The following is a 20251-nucleotide window of genomic DNA, read 5'->3' on the forward strand; positions in this document are numbered from 1 at the left end:
CCTGATCCTTTTGACGGGCGCCCTTTCAGGTGTTTCCGTTTTCACACACATAGTAGCATGCTCACACATACTTGTAAAACCAGTCCTTTTTTGATAAAAACAGAATAAAAACGCTATATATCAACGTTTTATTGTAAAACAGTAAAAAATTGGACTGGTTTTATGGTGTATATCTAGTTTTTATTAGACCAAATTGACAGCGGTTGCCAAGCATGTTTCAATGGCTATAGCAACTAGAGACAAAAATTGGAGTGAATGAAATGACACCAACGATCATCACCGACGTCAAAGCCTTTGCGATCAAACCTGATCGCCATAACCTTGTTGTCGTTAAAGTAGAAACGAACAAAGGCGTATCTGGGTTAGGCTGCGCAACCTTCCAGTTTCGCCCACTAGCCGTAAAAACCGTCGTTGACGAGTATTTACGCCCCCTCTTACTTGGCCGCGATGCCAATCAAATCGAAGATCTTTGGCAAGTGATGAATGTCAATTCTTACTGGCGGAATGGTCCAATCACCAACAATGCCATCTCAGGAGTTGACATGGCTTTGTGGGACATCAAGGGACAATTAGCCGATATGCCATTGTATCAACTGTTAGGTGGAAAAGCGCGTACGGCGATTCCCGCCTATACTCATGCCGTGGCAGATAATCTAGAAGATCTTTATCAAGAAATCGATCGCTTCTTGGCTGAGGGGTATCGCTATATCCGTTGTCAATTAGGCTTTTATGGTGGAAATCCTAGCCAACTGCAAACACCCGATCAGCCCATCGCTGGTTCCTATTTTGATCAAACAGACTACATGGACACAACACTGAAAATGTTTGCTGCGATCCAAGAACGATACGGCAATCAATTTCAAATGCTGCATGACGTGCATGAACGGCTGCATCCAAACCAAGCGATTCAATTTGCAAAAGCCGCTGAACCTTTTAATCTCTTTTTCCTAGAAGATATTTTGCCGCCGGATCAAAACAAGTGGTTGCAGCAACTCCGCAGCCAGTCGGCGACCCCGATCGCGACCGGCGAATTGTTCAATAATCCGATGGAATGGCAAGAGCTAGTCAAAAATCAACAGATTGACTTTATGCGTGCCCATGTCTCACAAATCGGTGGGATCACGCCAGCATTGAAATTGGCTCACTTCTGCGATGCGATGGGCATTCGGATCGCTTGGCACACGCCGTCTGATATCAGCCCTGTCGGCTTAGCCGTCAACACCCATCTAAATATCCATCTGCACAATGCCGCGATCCAAGAAACGATTGCGATCCCAGCAAATACCCAGTCGGTCTTTGGTGGCAGTCCGCAACCTGAAAACGGCTATTTTTATCCGATCGAGAAAAGTGGGATCGGAATCACGTTCGATGAAGCAGCAGCTGCGGAATTTCCCGTGGTTTACCGTCCTCATGAATGGACCCAGAGCCGTACACCAGACGGCACATTGATCACTCCTTAAACACAACAAAAGACATCCCCTGTCCAACCGACGGGGGATGTCTTTTGTTCTTTCTGGATAAAAAAGACGCAACTGGCAAATTTGCTTTTCCAAATCAATCGATGCGTGAGCGATGGATCTCACGGTCAAAGGGACGGATGTAGGTCACGGCATAATCAATGGCAACGATATTACTGAACTCATACACGCGGCCGTCTTCTAAAATCGCCCGATTGCTGATCTGCATTGCCGGCGTCCCCCGCTTGCACAATAAAATGCCCGACTGCGCAGTCGATGTGGTGATGGGGGTATAGCTGGTGATGTAGTGGGAAATGCGGTACCCGCAGCTTTCGACATAGCGTTGGATCGAGTGCTCCACGATTTCTTTTGTCAATTCGGGAAATAGGCTGACGGGCAATTTAGAGGTTTCCAGCTGTTCGATTTTGTAATTAACGATCCGCACTCGTTCAAAGGTCCAGACTTCCTCTTCTGGGCCTATTTGGAAAATCTGCTGTTCATCCAACGTTGCTGCCGCTTTACTCAATGAAATCATTTTGGAATGGATGCGGTCATAAGGGGTGCGGGTCAAGGAATTAAAGATCATTGGGTTTTTGACCCATTTTTCATGGATAAAAATCCCTGAACCTTGAACCACTTTGACGATCCCGATCTCTTCAAGGTTTTTGATTGCTTGCTGGATCGTAAACCGAGAAACGCCATAGGTTTGCGCAAGGGTTCTTTGGTTGGGTAGTTTGCCGGCAGAAAATTCTTCCTGATAGATTTTACTCAACAGATCTTGCACGATAAATTCACGTTTTTTCATAATGGCTCCTTCATTTGAGCGGGAGCGATCTCGCTCATGGACCAACTGCAAGCCTTCATATCGATACGACCACTGGCTTTGAAGACCACCCCTTCATCGACGAGTGCTGCTTTTCGCACATTGGCGGAGGGACCAACTAAGACGCCATCTGCCCGCACGACTCGATGAGCAGGGACATCCTGAGGGCTCAAGCGCATCGCTCGACCGACTGCCCGTGCGCCGTTGATTTGTCCCAATTTCCACGCAATCTGACTATAGGAGACGACTTTACCAAAAGGGATCTGCCGCGCCAGCGCATAGACTTCTTCATAGAATGGATTCATACTACTCGCTCCTTCTTTGATTCTTTCTATCATAGTAATGGATTCCCTGCCAATAGTAAATGACCAGACGCAACTTTAGCAATAGCCATCCAAACACTCGATTCCTTCTCTAGCAAGCCAAGAACGAATCGAGTAGTCATTAGTTTGGAAAATCAAAGTAGGTTTTCGCATTGTGATAGGAGATGTCTGCGACGATCTGCCCTAAATACATTTCATCTGCTGGCAGTTGTCCGTCTTCCACCCATTCACTGATCACCTGACACAAAATCCGCCGGAAATACTCGTGGCGTGGGTAAGACAAAAAGCTGCGAGAATCCGTCAGCATGCCGACGAAGTTTCCGAGAATCCCGCCTTCTGCTAGGGTCGTCAACTGATGCCGCATGCCAGAATACGTATCATTGAACCACCAAGCAGAGCCTAATTGCAGCTTACCTTTGCTTTCTTCTTGGAACGCCCCCATCAGCGCAGTCAACACCGGATAATCTTTGGGATTCAGTGAATACAAAATTGTCTTCGGCAGTAAGCTTTCCGCCTGAAGCTGCGCCAATGTCCGACTTAAGCCGTTCGCTAGACGGTCGTCCCCCATCGCATCACCGCCGCTATCAGGTCCTCGTTGTTGGAAAAGTTTTTGACTGTTGTTGCGAGTCGCCATCAGATGCAATTGCGCGGTCCAGCCTTGTTTCGCATATTGGCGCATCAAGTCAATCAGCAAGCCGGTTTGAAACTGTCTGATTTCTTCATTAGTCAGTATCCCAGTGGTCAAACGCTTCTGAAAAATCGCTTCAAGTGCAGCGGTATTGTAGGCTTTCTCTCCAAGACGTGACAGACTGTGATCTGCTAAACGACAGCCCTGTTGCTGGAAGTAAGAAATACGTACGGTCAATGCTTCAACTAGCGTTTGATAGCTAGTGATCTCTTTGCTCGCAGCTATAGCCAATTTCTTAAGGTATGCTGGAAATTCTGGATTCTGCAGATTGATTGCTTTGTCAGGACGAAAGGTAGGATACACGGCAAAGGATTCTTCTGCCAGCTTTTGATGATACGTCAACGAATCAATGGGATCATCCGTCGTACAGATCACCTCAACAGCCATCTTTTTGATCAGCCCTCGTGGTGAAAATTCCTTCGTTTGCAGCTGTTGATTGGCTTTTTCCCAAATGCTTGCTGCATTGGCTAGTGTCAACCGCTCATCAATACCAAAGATTCGCTTCAATTCCAAATTGGTCCAGACATATAAGGGATTGCCAATGCAAGCCTCCAAGGTCTGCGCCCAAGCACAGAATTTTTCGTAGTCGTCAGCATCGCCAGTGATCAAAGATTCTGCAACACCATTGGCACGCATCAAGCGCCATTTGTAATGGTCCCCCGCCAGCCATGCTTGGGTGAGATTGGTGAAGTTTTGGTTTTCGAAAATCTCTTTCGGCTCTAAATGGCAATGGTAATCAATGATCGGCTGCTTTTTTGCATACTCATGGTACAACTGTTTGGCAAAGCTGTTTTTCAAAATAAAATCGTCAGTTAAAAACATTTCTTCGCTCCTTTTCTTAACGCCCCACGCTCTTGTCGATGGCTTCCCACAACCCTAATAAGTAGGAAGCGCCGATCGCCCGATCATACAAGCCATAGCCTGGACGTCCCGTTTCTCCCCAGATCATTCGCCCATGATCTGGTCGAATGTAGCCGTCAAAGCCATTTTTGTACATCGCTTCTAGGATCTGATACATGTCTAATGAGCCTTCAGAGGAGAGATGCGGTGCTTCATAAAAGTCTTTGTCATTGCCCAAGTATTGAATGTTACGAACATGGGCAAAAGGAATCCGATCCCGGCGACAAAACTCAGCCAAAATCTCATAGACATTATTGGCTGGGTCTTCGGCGATACTGCCAGTACAAAGTGTGATACCATTTGACGGACTGTCGACCACGTTGCAGACCCAATCCAAATCATCGCGGTTTTTAACGATACGCGGCAGACCAAAAATCGAATAGGGAGGATCATCTGGATGAACAGCCATCTTGATGCCGACCTCTTCACAGGTGGGAATGATGGCTTTTAGGAAATAAGCAAAGTTTTCTCTTAATTTGTCATCATCGACATCCTTATACGCAGCAAACAATTCTTTGACATGTGCCAAACGTTCTGGTTCCCAGCCTGGCAAGGTATAGCCAGAGCTTGACTCCTCAACTTCTTTGACGATCTCTTCTGGGTCTTTGTCGATCCCTGCTTTTTCAAATGCCATCGTAGAAGAACCGTCGGCTAAGCGATAATCGAGATCCGTTTTGATCCAATCGAAAATCGGCATAAAATTATAGCAGATCACTTCGATCCCATATGCTGCCAAATTACGAATCGTTTTTTTGTAGTTTTCGATATACAGGTCTCTCGAAGGCAAGCCAATCTTGATGTCATCATGAATATTGACGCTTTCGATCACCTTCAGGGAAAGGCCAACTGCTTCGACTTCTTCCACGAGCGCCTTGATCCGTTCTTTCGGCCAAACTGCCCCCGCAGGCAAATCAAAGAGTGTGCCGACGATGCCTTTCATTCCAGGAATTTGACGGATATCTGCTAACTTGATTTTATCGTAGTCTTTTCCATACCAACGAAATGTCATTTCCATTTTTTATTCGATCCCTTCTACTGTTTCATGTAATGTTTTACGGACTGCGCCGGTTCCTGCCAGCATCTTAGCGAACAAGTGACCCACCTTTTCAGCGATTCCTGCTTGATAAAGATCCAAACCAAAAATCTGCGGATTTGCTAAGATTGGTCGAATGATCCCTGGAACATCGGCGGCTGTCCCTAACTGACACTCCCATAAAATCTCTTGTAATTCTGCTAAGAGGGGATCAGGACTTGGGTCAAATGGATGGCCTTCATCATTGATTGCTAATAGATAACGCAACCAGCCAGCAATCGCTAAGGGAATGTAAGTCAGTTCAGAAGCCGAGCCTTCTTTCTCCACATACTTTTTGATGGTTTCGCCAAAACGGATGGCGATTTTCTGTGAGGTGTCTGCGGCGATCCGCTGTGGGGTGTCAGGAATCAGGGGATTCGGTAAACGAAGACCGACCACCTCATCGATAAATTTCTCTGGCTGAATAATCTCAGGATCTTCCACTACCGGTAAGCCTTCACGATAGCCGATTCCTTTGATCAAAGCAACAATATCTGGATCGGTCATTTCCGCAGCAATGGATGTATAACCGAGTAAACAGCCGAACAAACTCATTGCTGTATGCAGTGGATTCAAGCAAGTTGTGACTTTCATACTGTCGGTTCTGTCGACGATCTCTCGACTCGTCAAGATCACCCCCGCTTTATCCAAATTCGGGCGACCATTTGGAAAATCATCTTCAATCACCAAGTAATGAGTCGCCTCTGTGTTAGCAAACGGAGCGATATTCGTTCCTTTATCGGTACGGATGACTGGCAGCTGCTCGATCCCAGCTGCTGCTAATTCTTCTGCAACTGCTGTTGAAGGATTTGGCGTGATCCGATCGATCATTGACCACGGAAACGTCACCTGCGCGTTGTTTTCTAAGTATCGGACAAACGCTTCTGAAACATGCCCCAGCTTTTGCCATTCTTTTGCAATGGTGACAATCGCCGTTTGGAAACGGAACCCATTTTGCGAAAAATTATCGGTGGAAACCATAGCGATCGGAAGTGCCCCTGATTGAAAACGATCCCATAAAAAGCTAGCCAAAATGCTCATTGTATGGTTGACCTGATGGGGACCCGCAGCGAGATCCGCTTGTACGACAGGTAAAAATTTCCCCTGACTGTCTTTTAAGCCATAGCCTTTTTCTGTGATCGTTACGGTAACCAACTGTAGTGACGGCTCCTGAAATACTTTGCGTATTTGCTCATAACTCGCAGCACGGGAAGGATGGCAATAATAACTAGCCGCCGTTGACTGGAGCAATTTTTTCTCCAACCGTCCCCCTTCATGCATGACCACTTCTAAAATATCATTCTCGTAAGGGGCATATACTTGATCAATCACCTGTTCATCAAAGGTTTCACAAACTACGATTCCTTTTGTCAGCGCTTGTTGATCGATCAACGTTTGGGCTACTTCTGCGTGAAATGCCCCATACAAATTTCCCCCACCAAAGTGTAACCATTGAAACTGAGTATCTGATTGATCCGTCACTTCTTTGGGAACGATCGGCATCGTAACTCCTGCCTGCTTCAAGGCAGCAAAATCAAACATCCTACTTCCTCCTTTTTCTTAAAACTGATATATTAGTATTCTAGTTCATTCTGTGCTGAATTGCAAGCCTTTACAAAAGGTTATTCAACTTATATACTAGTTTTATTACTCAAAACTATCCCTAGGCACCTTCCTTCAGAGTTTTTCTTTAGAAGGTAATTGAATGCCTGATACAGAAAGAAGCGTTTATGTTGAACCCTACAAATTTTCAATCACAAGCTTATGAATCAATCAAAGAGTTGATTTTAACCGCCAAACTGATTCCCGGTCAAAAAATATCTGAAAAGGAATTGGAGCAACGGCTAACCATTGGCAGGACGCCGATCCGTGAAGCAATTATTCGTCTGCGCCGTGAAGCACTGATCCATGTCGTTCCCCAAAGCGGCACCTATATTTCTAAAATCAGTATCAAACAAATTGAAGAAGCTCGTTTTGTCAGAGAGACGCTTGAAAAAGAAGTATTCGTAGCGGCCTGCCAAGCCATTACAGAAGAGCAGCTGAAAGAACTAGAAAAACTCGTTATTTTGCAGCGGACCTATGCACAATTGAAGGATGAAATCGAGTTTTTCCAACTCGACGAGGCCTTCCATCAGTTGATTTATAAAATCGCCGACAAAGAAAATGTCTGGAATTGGCTACAAACGATCAATCTGCCTTTAAATCGCTTCCGCTTCTTACGTTTAGAGGTGGAGGAATTGTCTTGGGAAATTATTTTGCGGGATCACGAAGAAATCTTAGCCACTTTAAAAGAAAAAGACCAAGCCAAAATTGCTCCCTTGGTCGGACAACACATTGATGTCATTGATAACGATTTGATTTTTGTGGAAAAGGCCTTTCCCGATTACTTTACGGAGTAAAGCTATTTGAAAATCATGGACCTTAAAAACCACCCTCGTCGAGTAGATTGCCTACTTGACGAGGGTGGTTTCATACGCTGAACAAGCGAGAATACGCTCATTCGATTGGGTGATAACTAAAGCCTTGGCCCAGTACTTCTGAGACATTATTGACGATCACAAACGCTTTTGGGTCAATGGTCTCAGTGATTTGTCTGATCTGCATAAATTCTTGGTCGCTGGCCACGATCAACAGTACTTGTTTGTCTGCTTGCTGGTAGCCGCCTTGGGCAGCCAATAGTGTGGCACCACGAGCTGTTTTATCAAAGACTGCTTCTCGAATCTCGTTCACGTGGTTCTCACTTAAGATCATGATGGATTTCTTCCGGTTAAAGCCCGTTTCAATGTAGGTCATCACACCAGAGGTGATCACGATCGATAATATCGCAAACAAGAACTCTTCAAACCCGAAAACGAACAAGTTCATGGAGACCACGATCGCATCGGTCGCCAGCAAGCCAATCGCTGGATTCAAATTAAAGTATTTCTTGAAAATCAGCGGTGGAATCGTTGTACCACCGCTAGAAGATTGATTTTTGTACAAAATCGCTACTCCTAAAGCAAAAATCGCACTGCCAAATATCACGGAAAGCAGCCGATCTTCAGCCACCATATATTCTGGGACTAAAGCAATTGCTACTGGAAAAGCAAAACTACCATAGAGGACTTTCAAAAAAGGCCCCTTCCCTAAAAAGGCATAGGCAAGAATAAGCATGAGAATATTCAAGACCATGATCACAGCCGCTCGATCCCAACCGAGGGCTGACTCTAATAAAATACCGATTCCGCTGACACCGCCAGCTGCCACATGATGCGGGCCTAAAAATAAATTGATGCTTGCCGCTAACAAGAAAAGTGCTGCGGTGATTTTTCCATAGGTTTTCAGAATTGTCATTTGTTTCCTCTTTTCTCTGTCATTTTCACGGTTTATTCAAGCCGCTTTGCAGCCATTCTTACTCCTCACTATACGCCCATTTGATGTCACCGACAAAATTTATGTTTAGCCAGAGGGAATAACCGGAAATCTGTTGGCTGATTGCTTGATTCAATCGTTCTCGCAAGGGATCTTGCCGCCCAACTGTATCGAGAGGTGTTGCAGGTAAAATCACCACATCTAATTCCACAATGACTTGATTGCCGACTTTGGCGGTACGTAACACAAAGTCCACCAATTCTTCTGCGCGCAGTTCTTTTTCAACGATCGTCATGATGGACTCTCGTAGTTCTTCTTTCGGAGTTGAAGAAGTCAATTCCAGAATGGCCGCTTTCAACTCTTTAATCGAAAGCTGAATAAAGAACAAGGTGATCCCGATGGAGATGATTGGGTCGACATACATCGCGAAATTTCCATAGGGACTGGCTTGAATCAGCCATGACACAAGAAATGAACCGACGACACCCAGACTAAAGAAAAAGCCGAAACGCCATTGTTCTAGTTCTACCCAGTAAAAGGGATGAGTCAGTGGTTTCTTTTTTAAGTACAAGTAAAAAGAGAAACAGTAGATCGTACCAATCAGCGAGAAATACAAACCGATTGGATCAATCATGCCATCACTGACGTGTAATAAACTAAAAGCAGATTCAATGACTCCATAAATTGAGATCAGCAAGATGATACTATATTGAATAAAAACAACCAACGGCATCAACGCTTCTTTGCCGAATGGGAAACGTTCAAAGTCTTGGGCTTGGATATATTTTGCCACATACAAAGCAATCAGTGACATCACTGCACCAATCAATGTATAAACACCATCTAACAAGAGGACGTTATAACTGACCAGTAACCCAAAAAGCAAGGCACCGCCGCCATAGATACTCCCAGCGACAATCGATGCCAGCAAAAGCTTGCGTATTTTTTTCTTTTCACTCATGATACTCCTCTTTCTTTTTTTCAAAGAAACTATCAATTTGATTGCATTCTTCTATCTATAAGCCTATCTTCCCATATAAATAACATAAAAAACAGTCAATTTTTTCATACAAAGCGGAAAAAAATAGTATTGCTGTCAATCATTCACTCTATTCTCAAGTGATGCATATTCGATCTTTCTATTCCACTCTTTTTACATTCTGGTGTAAATCCCCTTGACTACGCGGATTGATTCCCTTATCATCAAGGGTAACCATATTCAATCAGAATTTTCAGAATATTCCGTTATATTTTTCATAACGGCGATTCATTGGAAGACAGGGAGGATGAAGAGAGTGAATGAAGCAAAACAAGTCCCATGGACAGGAGAACCAAACCAACGAGCGATCAACTATTTGAATGAAGAAGGCAAAGTGATCGTCTGCCCAACCAAAGTCGGCTATATCATTGCCGTCTCTGATAAAAAAGGGCTGGAACGCAAGTTTTCAGCAAAGAATCGCAAGCGTAACAAACCAGGTGTCGTTCTTTGCAGCTCATTGGAGCAGCTACATGAATTAGCCGAATTAAATGCGGAAACCGCCGCCGTTTATGAAACGTGTTGGAACAATGACGTGTTATTCGGTGCGATTTTGCCTTGGAAAGAATCAGGAAAAGCCTATATCCCAAAAGATGGTTCAGAAGAATTGATGACGGACGTTCGGGGAACCAGCTGTTTCGTGATCAAATTCGGTGTCCCTGGTGAGCAGATCTCAAAAGAACTTTGGGATCAAAAAAAGAAATTGCTTTTCGCCAGCTCAGCGAACCCTTCAGGCAAAGGAAACCGCGGACTTGTTGAAGGGATCGGCGAACAAATCGCGCAAGAAGCCGATCTAATCATTGAAGGCAACGACTATGTTGCATCGATCCAACCAGACAAAACGCTGGAAACCCGCTACGAACAAGGAGTCATGGTTTCTTTCGTTGATAAAGACGGTAACTTGATTCCAGAGCAAGGAGACCAACGCTCCATCACTCCCGCACCTGTCTTGATCCGTAAAGGACTCGATGTTGAAAAAATCCAAATGTACCTTTCTGATCACTTCAACTCATGGGACTATCGCCACGGGGAGTATTATTAATCTTTCATCGTCAACAAAGAACCGAAGAACCAGCTAACGGCCCTCCTATTCAAGGAAAAACGCTCAGCTCGTTCTTCGGTTTTTCAATAGAAAAAAATACTTTTCTTCTATCGTGTTTCTTTCAAAAGCTGAATGATCTGTGCCTGTTGTTTGATGATCGTATCTTGTTGCTTGATTTTAATCCAGTTTTGGTCGATTTGGATAGCTGCTCCGAGATTTTTGTAACTAAGGTTGGGGATCTCCATGAAATGTATTCGGTGTGCAGATAAGTCATTAAAGATCTGAACAGACAGTTCCTCACTCAATTCATGAACCTCTTTTTCTACAATATACTGGTTGATCAGGTCTTCTACAGTCAAACGCTTTTTTCGTTTCTTGCCTTGTGTGCCATTCGAATTTTCAGATTTCTTGTTCGTACCAAACATTTTTGTTCTCCTTTCGTTAGGTCATCCTTCCTCCATTTTGTGATTCCGTGTCTCTTCTTCAGTGACCAAAATAAAATTGAGCGAAACCTACATACGAACATTTTGTCATAAAATAGCATTATAATCTACATTTTGTTGTTTTTAAAGATAAAAAAGGAGATAAATTACGATCAGGTTTTCTCTGTCATAGAATTCCAACTCTATTTCTGCTATAATCCCCTCATAAACACATAGGAGGGACTCTATGAAAAAGCATTCCTCAATTGCTTTCTAGGGGACGACGCCAATGACAGTGACTTTGGACTACACTTACTGCTGGGTTGTGGGCTGCCGCAACACAGTGCTTAGCACAAAACGAAAAAACTAAGCGTGGTACGGATTGCGAAATCGCATGAAGCTGGAAGCAGAAGTAATCGTTACGGACGGTGAATGTGTCCCTAGCCAAAGAAGCCTGATGAAGAACGAACGGAACCCTTTTCTCTCAAAAGAAATCATTCTTTTGGAGGAAAGCAAAATGAGAAAAGGTGAAAATACGACCTTTGTTTGTAAAAACTGCAGTACGCCTGTGGCACCCTTGACCAATGGTTCTTACCGCAACCATTGTCCCCAGTGTCTCTACTCGTTACACGTGGATATTCGCCCAGGTGATCGTCAAAATACTTGCCATGGCCTGATGCGACCCATCGATTATCGCCAACATTCCAAAAAAGGCTATCAGCTGCTGCATCAATGCACTCGCTGCAAAAACCAGCAGTGGAATATCGTGGCACAGGATACGCAACAGCCTGACCATTTTATTGAGTGGTTAGCTCAAACCGCTGCGTATCACTAAACAGCCAAAGAAGACCATGCTTCAGGCTGGTCTTTTTTGGTAATCAGAACAACGGCCCCCTTATACCACTAACTGCTCATAGACATTGTCGTCATAAGAAGTGCTTACTTTAACCTAAAAAAAACAGCTCGCTGTCTCGTCGATTGGTTGACGAAATCAGCGGGCTGTCCTGCTAGTGTCTTCTTGATGATTTTACGTTGGTTTGCGCTTATTCAAAAACGAATTGATTGTGATACAGTTCCGCATAAAAGCCGTCAGCCGCCACCAATTGATGGTGATTGCCTTCTTCAATGACTTCGCCGTCCTTTAAGACAACGATGCGATCGGCATTCAAAATCGTCTTCAAGCGATGGGCGATCACAAAACTGGTTCGTCCTTTGATTGCTTCATCCATTGCTCGTTGAATTTTCGCTTCGGTCACGGTATCAACATTACTGGTGGCTTCATCCAAAATCAACAATTCTGGATTGGTCAAAATCGTTCGGGCAATACTCATCAATTGTTTTTGACCAGTACTGAAAAGATTGTTCTCTTCGGTGATCTCCGTGTCATAGCCTTTTTCCAACGTCATAACAAACTCATGGATATTGGCTTGTTTCGCTGCTGCAATGACTTCGGCTTCAGTCGCTTCTGGTTTCCCAAAAGCAATGTTTTCACGAATCGTCCCTGAGAACAGCACGGATTCTTGCAAAACGATTCCCACTTGAGAACGCAGCAGATCCAAGTCTAGCTCCCGGATGTCGATGCCGTCAAAGGTCACAGAACCACCATTCACATCATAGAAGCGATTCAACAAGTTCATGATGGTCGTTTTTCCTGAACCAGTCGGTCCGACCAATGCGACCATTTCGCCTTTGTTGACCGTGATCGACACATCTTTTAGGACCAATTTTTGACTGTCATACCCAAAGTCCACATGATTCAAAGCAACCGCCTCTTTGATGCCCTTCACTTTGATCCCGTCTTTTGGTTTGACCTCATCAGGTTCATCAAACATTTCATTGATTCTGCGCGCACCGGTGATCGCCAACTGAATCATGCTGTAACCAGAAGAGATCTGCATCAATGGTTGGTAATACTGCTGCGAATACTGGACAAAGGTCACAACTAATCCTAAAGCAACGGAACGTTCTAAGTCACCGTTCAATGCTAACCAGCCACCAAAGAAAATCACGATTGCCGTGTTCAACAAGGACATCCCTTGCATCAAGGGGAAAAGCAGCCCAGAGTAGACTTGCCCTTTGTAGGTAGCTTCCCGGACTTGTTGGTTGTGGACCAGAAAACCATCGATGGTTTCTTCTTGCAGTCCATTGGTGATGATGATTCGTTGACCACTGATTTTTTCATCGATATAGCCGTTTAATTTTCCGACTTCATCTTGCTGCAGATCGACATATTTGCGGGCTTTTTGGATCACGATCACCGCGATCAACACCGCAATCGGGGTAGAAGCAATCGTTGCCCATGCCAATTCAACGTTTTGACGGAACATCATGATCAAGATCCCCACCATTAAGACTACATTGGTCAGCACTTGCAACAATGCTTGGTTCAGACTGTTTTGGATGTTATCCAAGTCACTGGTGAAACGGCTCAAAATATCACCGTCTTGATGAGAATCAAAGAATTTGATCGTCAATTTTTCCAGTTTATTAAATAAACCGATCCGCATTCTGTTGGTTGATTTCCCCACCACTTGCGTGAACAAGATACTATAGACAAAATTAGCTGCACTGGCTAAGACATAAAAAATCAACAGTTTCCAAATGATCGATAGAAAAGCCGATTTATCATCGACCCCTTGCATCAAACCGCCAACATAATTCGCCAATTCCTGGAACGCTTCTCCGATAAAGACTGGCGCTTGTACTTGCAGATACGTTGCCAGAATCACCGTCACAAAAATGAATAGAAACGACCACTTGTATTGTTTTAAGTAATGGTAGAAAAATTTACTCGCTTTGAACAAATCTGTCATGGTTACTCCTCTCCTTTCTGTGTTGCGAAGATTTCTTGATAGATGGCATTGTTATTGGCTAAAAATTCATGGCTTCCTTCACCAACCAAACGTCCATTATCTAAAACGAAGATGCGGTCGGCTTTCACAACAGAGGCAATCTTTTGCGCGATAATGATTGTTGTCGTGTCTTTTAATTGTTTTTCAAACGCTTCGCGAACCAATTTTTCCGAACGAGCATCTAATGCACTCGTACTATCATCCAAAATCAAAATTTTCGGTTCACCGATCACGCCTCGAGAAATCGATAAGCGTTGCTTTTGTCCTCCAGAAAAATTGCTGCTGCGCTCGGAGACCGGCGCTTCAAAACCCGCTGTCAATTTTTGAATAAATTCGCTGGCTTGAGCGATTTCTGTTGCGCGAGACATCTCAGACTCTGAGGCATCTTTTTTCCCTTGCCGTAAGTTTTGGGCAATCGTTCCTGAAAAGAGGATCGCTTTTTGCAAGACAAAAGCGACCGTTTTACGCAAGCTTTGTTCATTGACTTCTTTCAAGTCAACACCGCCAACCCGCACGACACCTTCTGTTGGGTCAAACAAACGGGGAATCAGTTGCGCCAGTGTTGATTTGCCGGCACCAGTCGCTCCTACGATCCCAATCATTTCGCCAGGTTTGATGGTAAAACTGATAGCCGTTAGGGCATTTTTTTCATCCCCAGGGTAACGGAAGCTGACGTTTTCAAAAGCGACACTTCCAGACAATTCTTGTTCTGGGACATCTTGGTATTGCAGATCCGGTTCGGTATCTAGAATCTCTTTGATCCGTTTTAGCGAAACTGCAGCCCGTGAAGTCATCATCATCATCATGCCGCCGATAATGATCGCCATCATAATTTGCATCAAATAATTCATGAATGAGGCAATTCCCCCAATCAAAGTTGGGTCATCTTTCGCTAGATCACTGACAAAGAAAATCGCGCCGACCACTGCTAAGTTGGCCGCCAGCATAAAGGAGGGGATCATTACAGAGAACAGGGTTCCTACAATAATATTATGCTTCGTTAACGTTTCACTGACTTTAGAAAAGCCTTGCAGTTGGTTGTCTTCTTGAACAAAAGATTTCACCACACGAATCCCCATCAAATTTTCTTTGGCAATCCCATTGATTTTGTCGATCAAGTTCTGGATGATCATAAAGTGTTTGCCCATCCGTGTAAAGGATAGTGCCGTAATCACTAGGACAGCGATAATCAGTAAGACGATGATCCACCACAGTTGCGGCATGGTTGTCATCGCCAAAATGAAGGCACCGATAAATAAGAACGGGATCCGAAACAACGATTGTAGCGAGATCATCACTAAGTTTTGAATTTGCGTGATGTCATTGGTCAAGCGCACCACAAGATTTCCCGCTGAGAAGGTTTCGATATTTCCAAATGAGAATGTCTGGATTTTCCGAAACATCTCTTCCCGAATATCGGCACTAACGCCTTGCGCCACTTTCGCAGAAAAAACCGTGTTGATGATCCCTGCAACAAGGCCTAGCAATGCTAGCCCAATCAACTGCACACCAATTTTTTTCATTTCATCATTGTTTTCGGTAATAATTGATTCTAGCACTTGCTGCAAGAGCTTTGGCTGCCATAATGCAGCAACGACCATTAAAATGACCGATAATAAGGCAATGCTGGTTGCCGCTTTGTACTTTTTGACATGGCGTAAGACCAGATCCATATACGTACCACTCCTTTGTGTTTAGCAGAAAAGACTGCCAAAAAATTTCGGCTGCACAACAATTTACCATGGATCACGACTAGAAACAAGCGAACAAATAAAACAAAAAGAGCTTTCATGAAAGCTCTTTGAAAATATTGCATAAATGTTGGCGAAAATAACGAATAATAAAGGGATTATGATGATCCTCAAGAGGGTCTTCCTTATTTTCTGGCGCTAAATCTTTGACTTACGATTCGCTGTTTTCCAGCTCACTTTTTTGTTTTTTTGTCAGTTTTTGTTTGACTAGATCGTAGGAAACCAAAATCATTTGTTCGATGTTTTCTTCCATCAAGGCATCAGATGCCAACTTGATGGTATTCCAATGGGTCTTATTGGCATAATACCCCGGAATGATGACGTCAGGAAATTGCTCTCGCAGCGTTTCGTTGACCTCGGGCAGATTTTTCAAAGTCAAAAATGCTGTTTCTTCTGCTTGCGGACTCATGATCCCAAACTGTTTTCCTACTAAATCAAAGTAGATTGCATCCCAATCTTCGCGGTAATAGACTTTGGCTCCCGGCAAGCCTTCCCCAAATGCTTGAAATCGCTGCATTTTTTGTGCAATTTTTTCTTCAATCGATGTACTCATTGTGTTTCCCTCACTTTCTACTATCAAAACCGTCATTTTCTGTCTCAATTTTGACAGATTGAATCGCTTTCTGCTCTATTTCCTACTATTATACATGGTTGCCGTGTAAAAAGGGATTTTTTATCAGTGGCATGTCGACTGATAATGACGTTACATGCAGCTGTAAGCGGCGTTACATTCATTCACCTTTCTCAGAAGACACAAAAAAGCCCTCATCAGCGAGTAAGTTGTACTCGCCAATAAGGGCAATTGATTACTAGATATCATGGCCAAGATTCATTTTAGAATCTTAGTACCAACCATTTGCTTCCCAGAATGCTTTGGCAGCAGACCAAGAACCATAACGTGATGCTACATATTCATCAGCAACCTTTTCTTGGTTAGCAGCTGAATAGTCACCATTTAAGTAAGAGTTGGTTAATTGGTAACGACCATAGTATTGTCCGTTTGTCGCTGTATAAGAACCACCAGATTCTTTGTTTGCGATCCATTCTTTTGCTGAAGCTTCTGAGCCGCTAGCTGAAGAGCTGTAGCTTGAGCTGCTTTGTGTGCTTGCAGCAGCAGATTGTGTGTTGCTTGATTGTGAAGCTGCTGGTTCACTTGGTTGTTGTACACTTGCTGCAGCAGTCGTGTTTGCAGATTCTGTATAAGTGGCAGTGCCATCTGTAGGGATGATCAATGCTTCCCCAACAAAAATCAAGTTTTTATCAGCAATCTCGTTTGCTTCAACGATCGCATTGATCGTATCATCAGAGCTATAACCGTAAAAGTTAGTAGCGATTGTTGATAATGTATCACCAGATTGAACAGTGTATTGTTCGTCTGCAAAGGCGTCTTTCCCACCTAAGAAAAGGCCGAAACCGGCAAGGACAGCTGTACTAAGTAAAACAGTTTTTAAAGACTTCATATAATTAAATCTCCTTCTTTGAAACTCATTTTGCGTCATTTGAGATGACTCAAGCGCATAAACAAGTCTAACACCGAAGAATATTTCATAGGTAAAGAAATCATTACAGATGATTACGAAAACGACAGTTGCCTTACGTTTCGTAAGAATTGAAAAAGACTATCATATCAAGCTTTTCTCTGCTGTAATTTTTAACATTACAGTTATTTTGTTTCTAGGTAAACCAGTTAACCTTAGAAAACCTTTCCTATATTACAAAAAACCCTCTTTTTACACAGATTTGTAACAAAAGAAGGAATGAGACCTTGTCTCGTTCCTCATTTACTTCCTATTTTTTCTTCACTGGGATCAATTTATTCATGACGATCGCCGCAATAGCGCTTAAAGCAATCGGTGAATCTAATAAATATTGTAAGAATTGAGGCGCAGATTCTTTGATTTCTGCTGGCAAAAACAACAAGCCGATGGCAATAATCAATGGTACCCCGATAATATACAACTCACGCTCGGAAAACTCTTCATTCTTAATGACCCGAAAGCCGCTCAACAAAATAATGACACAGACGACCGCGAACACGCCGCCGATGACAGCAGAAGGTACTGCGTGAATCAAGGCTGAAAGTTTTCCCATGAAGGACAATAGGATAAACCAGACGGACGCCATCACAAAGACTTTTTTACTAGCAACCCCGGTGATCGAAATGATCCCTGCATTGGTAGAATAACCAGTTACAGGTGTCGTTCCTACTAAGGCGGCAACCAAGCAGCCTAATCCTTCGCCGATCACGCCTTTATTGATCTGTTCATCCGTAACAGGTTCTTCTGTCACGGAACTGACCGCATACCAAGTACCTGTTGTTTCTGCTAGGAGCACCATATAGATCACTAGCATCGTTAAGATCGCTGAAACATCAAAGTGCAGGCCATAGTTTAGAAATACCAGTTTTGGCAGACTAAAGAAAGAAGCATCCGCCACCGACTGAAAATCAACGCCCCCCATAAAGGAAGCAATCACGGTACCGATAACCAAAGCAATAATGACCGAACTGATTCGGAAGTATTTTCCCATTCCCGGAAAATAATCGCCTAACATGGAAAACAAAATCAAAATCGCCGCAGTAATCGCAGCCAACAACATGTTTTGATTGGCACTTAGTGTTTCAGTGGCAGGATAGATATTGCTGGTAAAGGCCGTTGGCAGCAATGTCAACCCAACGATCATAATGATCGTTCCACTGACGATCGTAGGAATAAAATGACGAACGATATACTTATAAATGCCCGTAAAACCTAGTAAAATGACTGCTGCGGCACCAACGATGCTGGCTCCTAACACCGTGTCCATGCCGTTGGCACCAAAATAAATACCGATGATCGCTCCAACGGGGACAAAGGATGGCCCTTGACATACGGGTAATTTCAAGAAAAAGAGGACTTGGATCAAAGAAGCGATCCCTGCTCCTAAAAAGGTCGATTGGATCAAACCTGATGCATCTGAAGAGGACATCGCCACCGCCGTTGCGATAATAAATGGCGGCACATACACGTCCATTGCCAACACATGCTGCAACCCTAAAAGTACTGCTTGACCAAAGGGAATGTCTTCATTCATTCCGATCGTTAAATGTTTATTTTTCGTTGATTCCACTGTCTCATTCTCCTCGTTTTTCGTGTACTTTTTTTCCTTGGACCCAGACTTGGCGAATATTTTGCATCGTTGCTAAGTACAGGATTTTTTGTAATCTTGCTTCGGGTGAGGTGAACACACCGAAGTCAGGCAAAGGATTTTCTTTTTGTCGCGTATCGATCACTTGCACATCAAACGCATACCCTTCTTTGATGACACCTACTGGTAATTTCAGTGCCTCACCGCCGCCTTTTGTCGCCAATGAGAACGCATCGATCACGGATATACGAGAATCGGCTACTCCTCGTGTGTTTTGAGGAAGCGTGACATCCACGCCATCTTCTAACATTCTCGAAGACATCACAGCTTGTTTGATGTTGTCATACAAACTCGGTGAAAAACCGCCGGAGATATCCGTTCCTAAACCAATCGTGACCCCTTGCTCTTTCAAGCGCTTGATTGGGATCACACCATTGGCAAAGTAGGCATTTGAGATGGGACAGTGCGCAACTGCGGCGCCGCTTTCGACAAAACGGGCGCCGTCAGCTGGGCTGATGAAATTGCCATGAGCCATCACTGCTTTTTCTCGCAACAAGCCGAAATCTTGCAGCACTTCGGTATCCGTTTTGCCAAATCGCTCTTGAACAAAGTCATGTTCCCATTGCCCTTCACTGCAGTGGGTCTGAACATGGACATCATATTTTTGAGCCAATGCGCCTAACCCTGCCAAGCCTTCATCGGTACAGCTCGGGACAAATCGCGGAGTAACCACAGGATAAACGCCTTGAGGTGCGGTCTTTGCGATTGCTTGTACTTCTTGAATAAAACGTTCTGTATCCGCTAATGCCTCTTCTGTTGATGCGTCCCGATAAAAAGCAGGATTGGCTTTGGGATCGTCCATAACGACTTTTCCGACTAATCCCCGTTGACCAAGAGCGGCACAAATCTTCGCCAATTGAAGGCTCGCTTCTAGATGGATCGTTGCAAAATAAAGAACCGTTGTCGTTCCTCTTGCCAACAACTGTGCCACCAAATCCTGATAGACAGCTTTGGCAAATGCTGGATCGGCATATTTTGCCTCCAGCGGAAACGTGCATTCATCTAACCAGACATTTAACGGTTCATCTAACGCGATCCCTGCTTGCGGCCATTGCGGTGCATGGACATGCAGATCAACAAACCCAGGTAAAAAACACTGGCCTGCAGATAATGCCTGCAGATTCTCTGATGCTTTCGCCAGCTCTGACTCATACCCTTGATCTGTTTTAGCAGTCACTTTTACGATGATCCCTGCGTCATCGACTTGAATCAAAGCTTCTTCTATATATTCTAGTTTTCCATCAGTTGGCGTATGGAAAACATCTCCTTTAAAATAGTGAATGGTTGCCATTTGTTTGATTTCCCCCGTTCTCTAAGACATTGTCAGGAAAAAGCCGTTCATTTAATG

18 protein-coding genes are annotated in these 20251 nt (G+C 44.0%); 4 read left to right on the forward strand and 14 right to left on the reverse strand.

The window, feature by feature from the left end:
- Nucleotides 1–260: 260 nt before the first annotated feature.
- Nucleotides 261–1460, forward strand: coding sequence for an enolase C-terminal domain-like protein (locus tag IGI94_RS12870; protein WP_005234111.1), 1200 nt, complete (start codon nucleotides 261–263; stop codon nucleotides 1458–1460).
- A gap of 94 nt (nucleotides 1461–1554) precedes the next feature.
- Here the strand turns inward: IGI94_RS12870 and IGI94_RS12875 are convergent, their stop codons facing one another.
- From IGI94_RS12875 to IGI94_RS12895, 5 genes are all read right to left on the reverse strand, one after another.
- A complete protein-coding gene (locus tag IGI94_RS12875) occupies nucleotides 1555–2262 on the reverse strand; it encodes a GntR family transcriptional regulator (RefSeq protein WP_061053187.1) in 708 nt (235 codons plus the stop codon).
- On the reverse strand, nucleotides 2259–2585 hold the full coding sequence (locus IGI94_RS12880) for an MGMT family protein (RefSeq protein WP_005228493.1): 327 nt from the start codon (nucleotides 2583–2585) through the stop codon (nucleotides 2259–2261). Before IGI94_RS12880 ends, IGI94_RS12875 begins: the two co-directional genes overlap by 4 nt.
- Nucleotides 2586–2724: 139 nt before the next feature.
- Entirely contained in the window at nucleotides 2725–4113 is a 1389-nt protein-coding gene (gene uxaC / locus IGI94_RS12885; RefSeq protein ID WP_061053188.1) for a glucuronate isomerase, read from the reverse strand.
- A 16-nt stretch (nucleotides 4114–4129) separates the two neighbouring features.
- Nucleotides 4130–5206, reverse strand: coding sequence for a mannonate dehydratase (uxuA, locus tag IGI94_RS12890; protein ID WP_061053189.1), 1077 nt, complete (start codon nucleotides 5204–5206; stop codon nucleotides 4130–4132).
- A 3-nt stretch (nucleotides 5207–5209) separates the two neighbouring features.
- A complete protein-coding gene (locus tag IGI94_RS12895) occupies nucleotides 5210–6805 on the reverse strand; it encodes a mannitol dehydrogenase family protein (protein WP_438899854.1) in 1596 nt (531 codons plus the stop codon).
- Nucleotides 6806–6993: 188 nt separating this feature from the next.
- Between IGI94_RS12895 and IGI94_RS12900 the strand changes: the two genes are divergently transcribed.
- A complete protein-coding gene (locus IGI94_RS12900; RefSeq protein WP_005234106.1) occupies nucleotides 6994–7662 on the forward strand; it encodes a GntR family transcriptional regulator in 669 nt (222 codons plus the stop codon).
- A 97-nt stretch (nucleotides 7663–7759) separates the two neighbouring features.
- Here IGI94_RS12900 and IGI94_RS12905 read toward each other — a convergent pair whose 3' ends face one another.
- Both IGI94_RS12905 and IGI94_RS12910 read right to left on the reverse strand, forming a co-directional pair.
- Nucleotides 7760–8596 (reverse strand): YitT family protein, encoded by an 837-nt coding sequence (locus IGI94_RS12905; protein ID WP_061053191.1) that lies wholly within the window; start codon nucleotides 8594–8596, stop codon nucleotides 7760–7762.
- Between the two features lie 58 nt (nucleotides 8597–8654).
- On the reverse strand, nucleotides 8655–9575 hold the full coding sequence (locus tag IGI94_RS12910; protein ID WP_061053192.1) for a cation transporter: 921 nt from the start codon (nucleotides 9573–9575) through the stop codon (nucleotides 8655–8657).
- Between the two features lie 325 nt (nucleotides 9576–9900).
- Between IGI94_RS12910 and IGI94_RS12915 the strand changes: the two genes are divergently transcribed.
- Nucleotides 9901–10692, forward strand: coding sequence for an L-threonylcarbamoyladenylate synthase (locus IGI94_RS12915; RefSeq protein WP_005234103.1), 792 nt, complete (start codon nucleotides 9901–9903; stop codon nucleotides 10690–10692).
- Between the two features lie 107 nt (nucleotides 10693–10799).
- On the opposite strand, the gene IGI94_RS12920 is transcribed toward IGI94_RS12915, so the two are convergent.
- Nucleotides 10800–11117, reverse strand: coding sequence for a hypothetical protein (locus IGI94_RS12920; protein WP_008380648.1), 318 nt, complete (start codon nucleotides 11115–11117; stop codon nucleotides 10800–10802).
- Between the two features lie 514 nt (nucleotides 11118–11631).
- On the opposite strand from IGI94_RS12920, the gene IGI94_RS12925 reads away from it, so the two are divergent.
- Nucleotides 11632–11949 carry an RNHCP domain-containing protein gene (locus tag IGI94_RS12925; RefSeq protein WP_008380645.1) on the forward strand — a complete coding sequence of 106 codons (318 nt, stop codon included), beginning with the start codon at nucleotides 11632–11634 and terminating at the stop codon, nucleotides 11947–11949.
- 208 nt (nucleotides 11950–12157) lie between these two features.
- Here the strand turns inward: IGI94_RS12925 and IGI94_RS12930 are convergent, their stop codons facing one another.
- The 6 genes from IGI94_RS12930 to guaD all read right to left on the reverse strand — a co-directional run bounded on the left by IGI94_RS12930 (nucleotide 12158) and on the right by guaD (nucleotide 20194).
- Complete coding sequence (locus tag IGI94_RS12930) at nucleotides 12158–13927, reverse strand: ABC transporter ATP-binding protein (RefSeq protein ID WP_005234100.1); 1770 nt, start codon at nucleotides 13925–13927, stop codon at nucleotides 12158–12160.
- A 2-nt stretch (nucleotides 13928–13929) separates the two neighbouring features.
- Entirely contained in the window at nucleotides 13930–15639 is a 1710-nt protein-coding gene (locus tag IGI94_RS12935; RefSeq protein ID WP_005234099.1) for an ABC transporter ATP-binding protein, read from the reverse strand.
- 229 nt (nucleotides 15640–15868) lie between these two features.
- Nucleotides 15869–16270: an MmcQ/YjbR family DNA-binding protein gene (locus tag IGI94_RS12940; RefSeq protein WP_008380641.1), complete on the reverse strand. Its 402-nt coding sequence runs from the start codon at nucleotides 16268–16270 to the stop codon at nucleotides 15869–15871.
- A 289-nt stretch (nucleotides 16271–16559) separates the two neighbouring features.
- Nucleotides 16560–17177, reverse strand: coding sequence for a LysM peptidoglycan-binding domain-containing protein (locus tag IGI94_RS12945; protein ID WP_008380639.1), 618 nt, complete (start codon nucleotides 17175–17177; stop codon nucleotides 16560–16562).
- A gap of 328 nt (nucleotides 17178–17505) precedes the next feature.
- Entirely contained in the window at nucleotides 17506–18789 is a 1284-nt protein-coding gene (locus tag IGI94_RS12950; protein ID WP_077452248.1) for a uracil-xanthine permease family protein, read from the reverse strand.
- 40 nt (nucleotides 18790–18829) lie between these two features.
- A complete protein-coding gene (guaD, locus tag IGI94_RS12955; protein ID WP_438899855.1) occupies nucleotides 18830–20194 on the reverse strand; it encodes a guanine deaminase in 1365 nt (454 codons plus the stop codon).
- Nucleotides 20195–20251 lie beyond the last annotated feature (57 nt).

The organism is Enterococcus sp. AZ149, from assembly GCF_051714285.1.
Classification (GTDB): Bacteria; Bacillota; Bacilli; order Lactobacillales; family Enterococcaceae; genus Enterococcus_D; species Enterococcus_D entomosocium.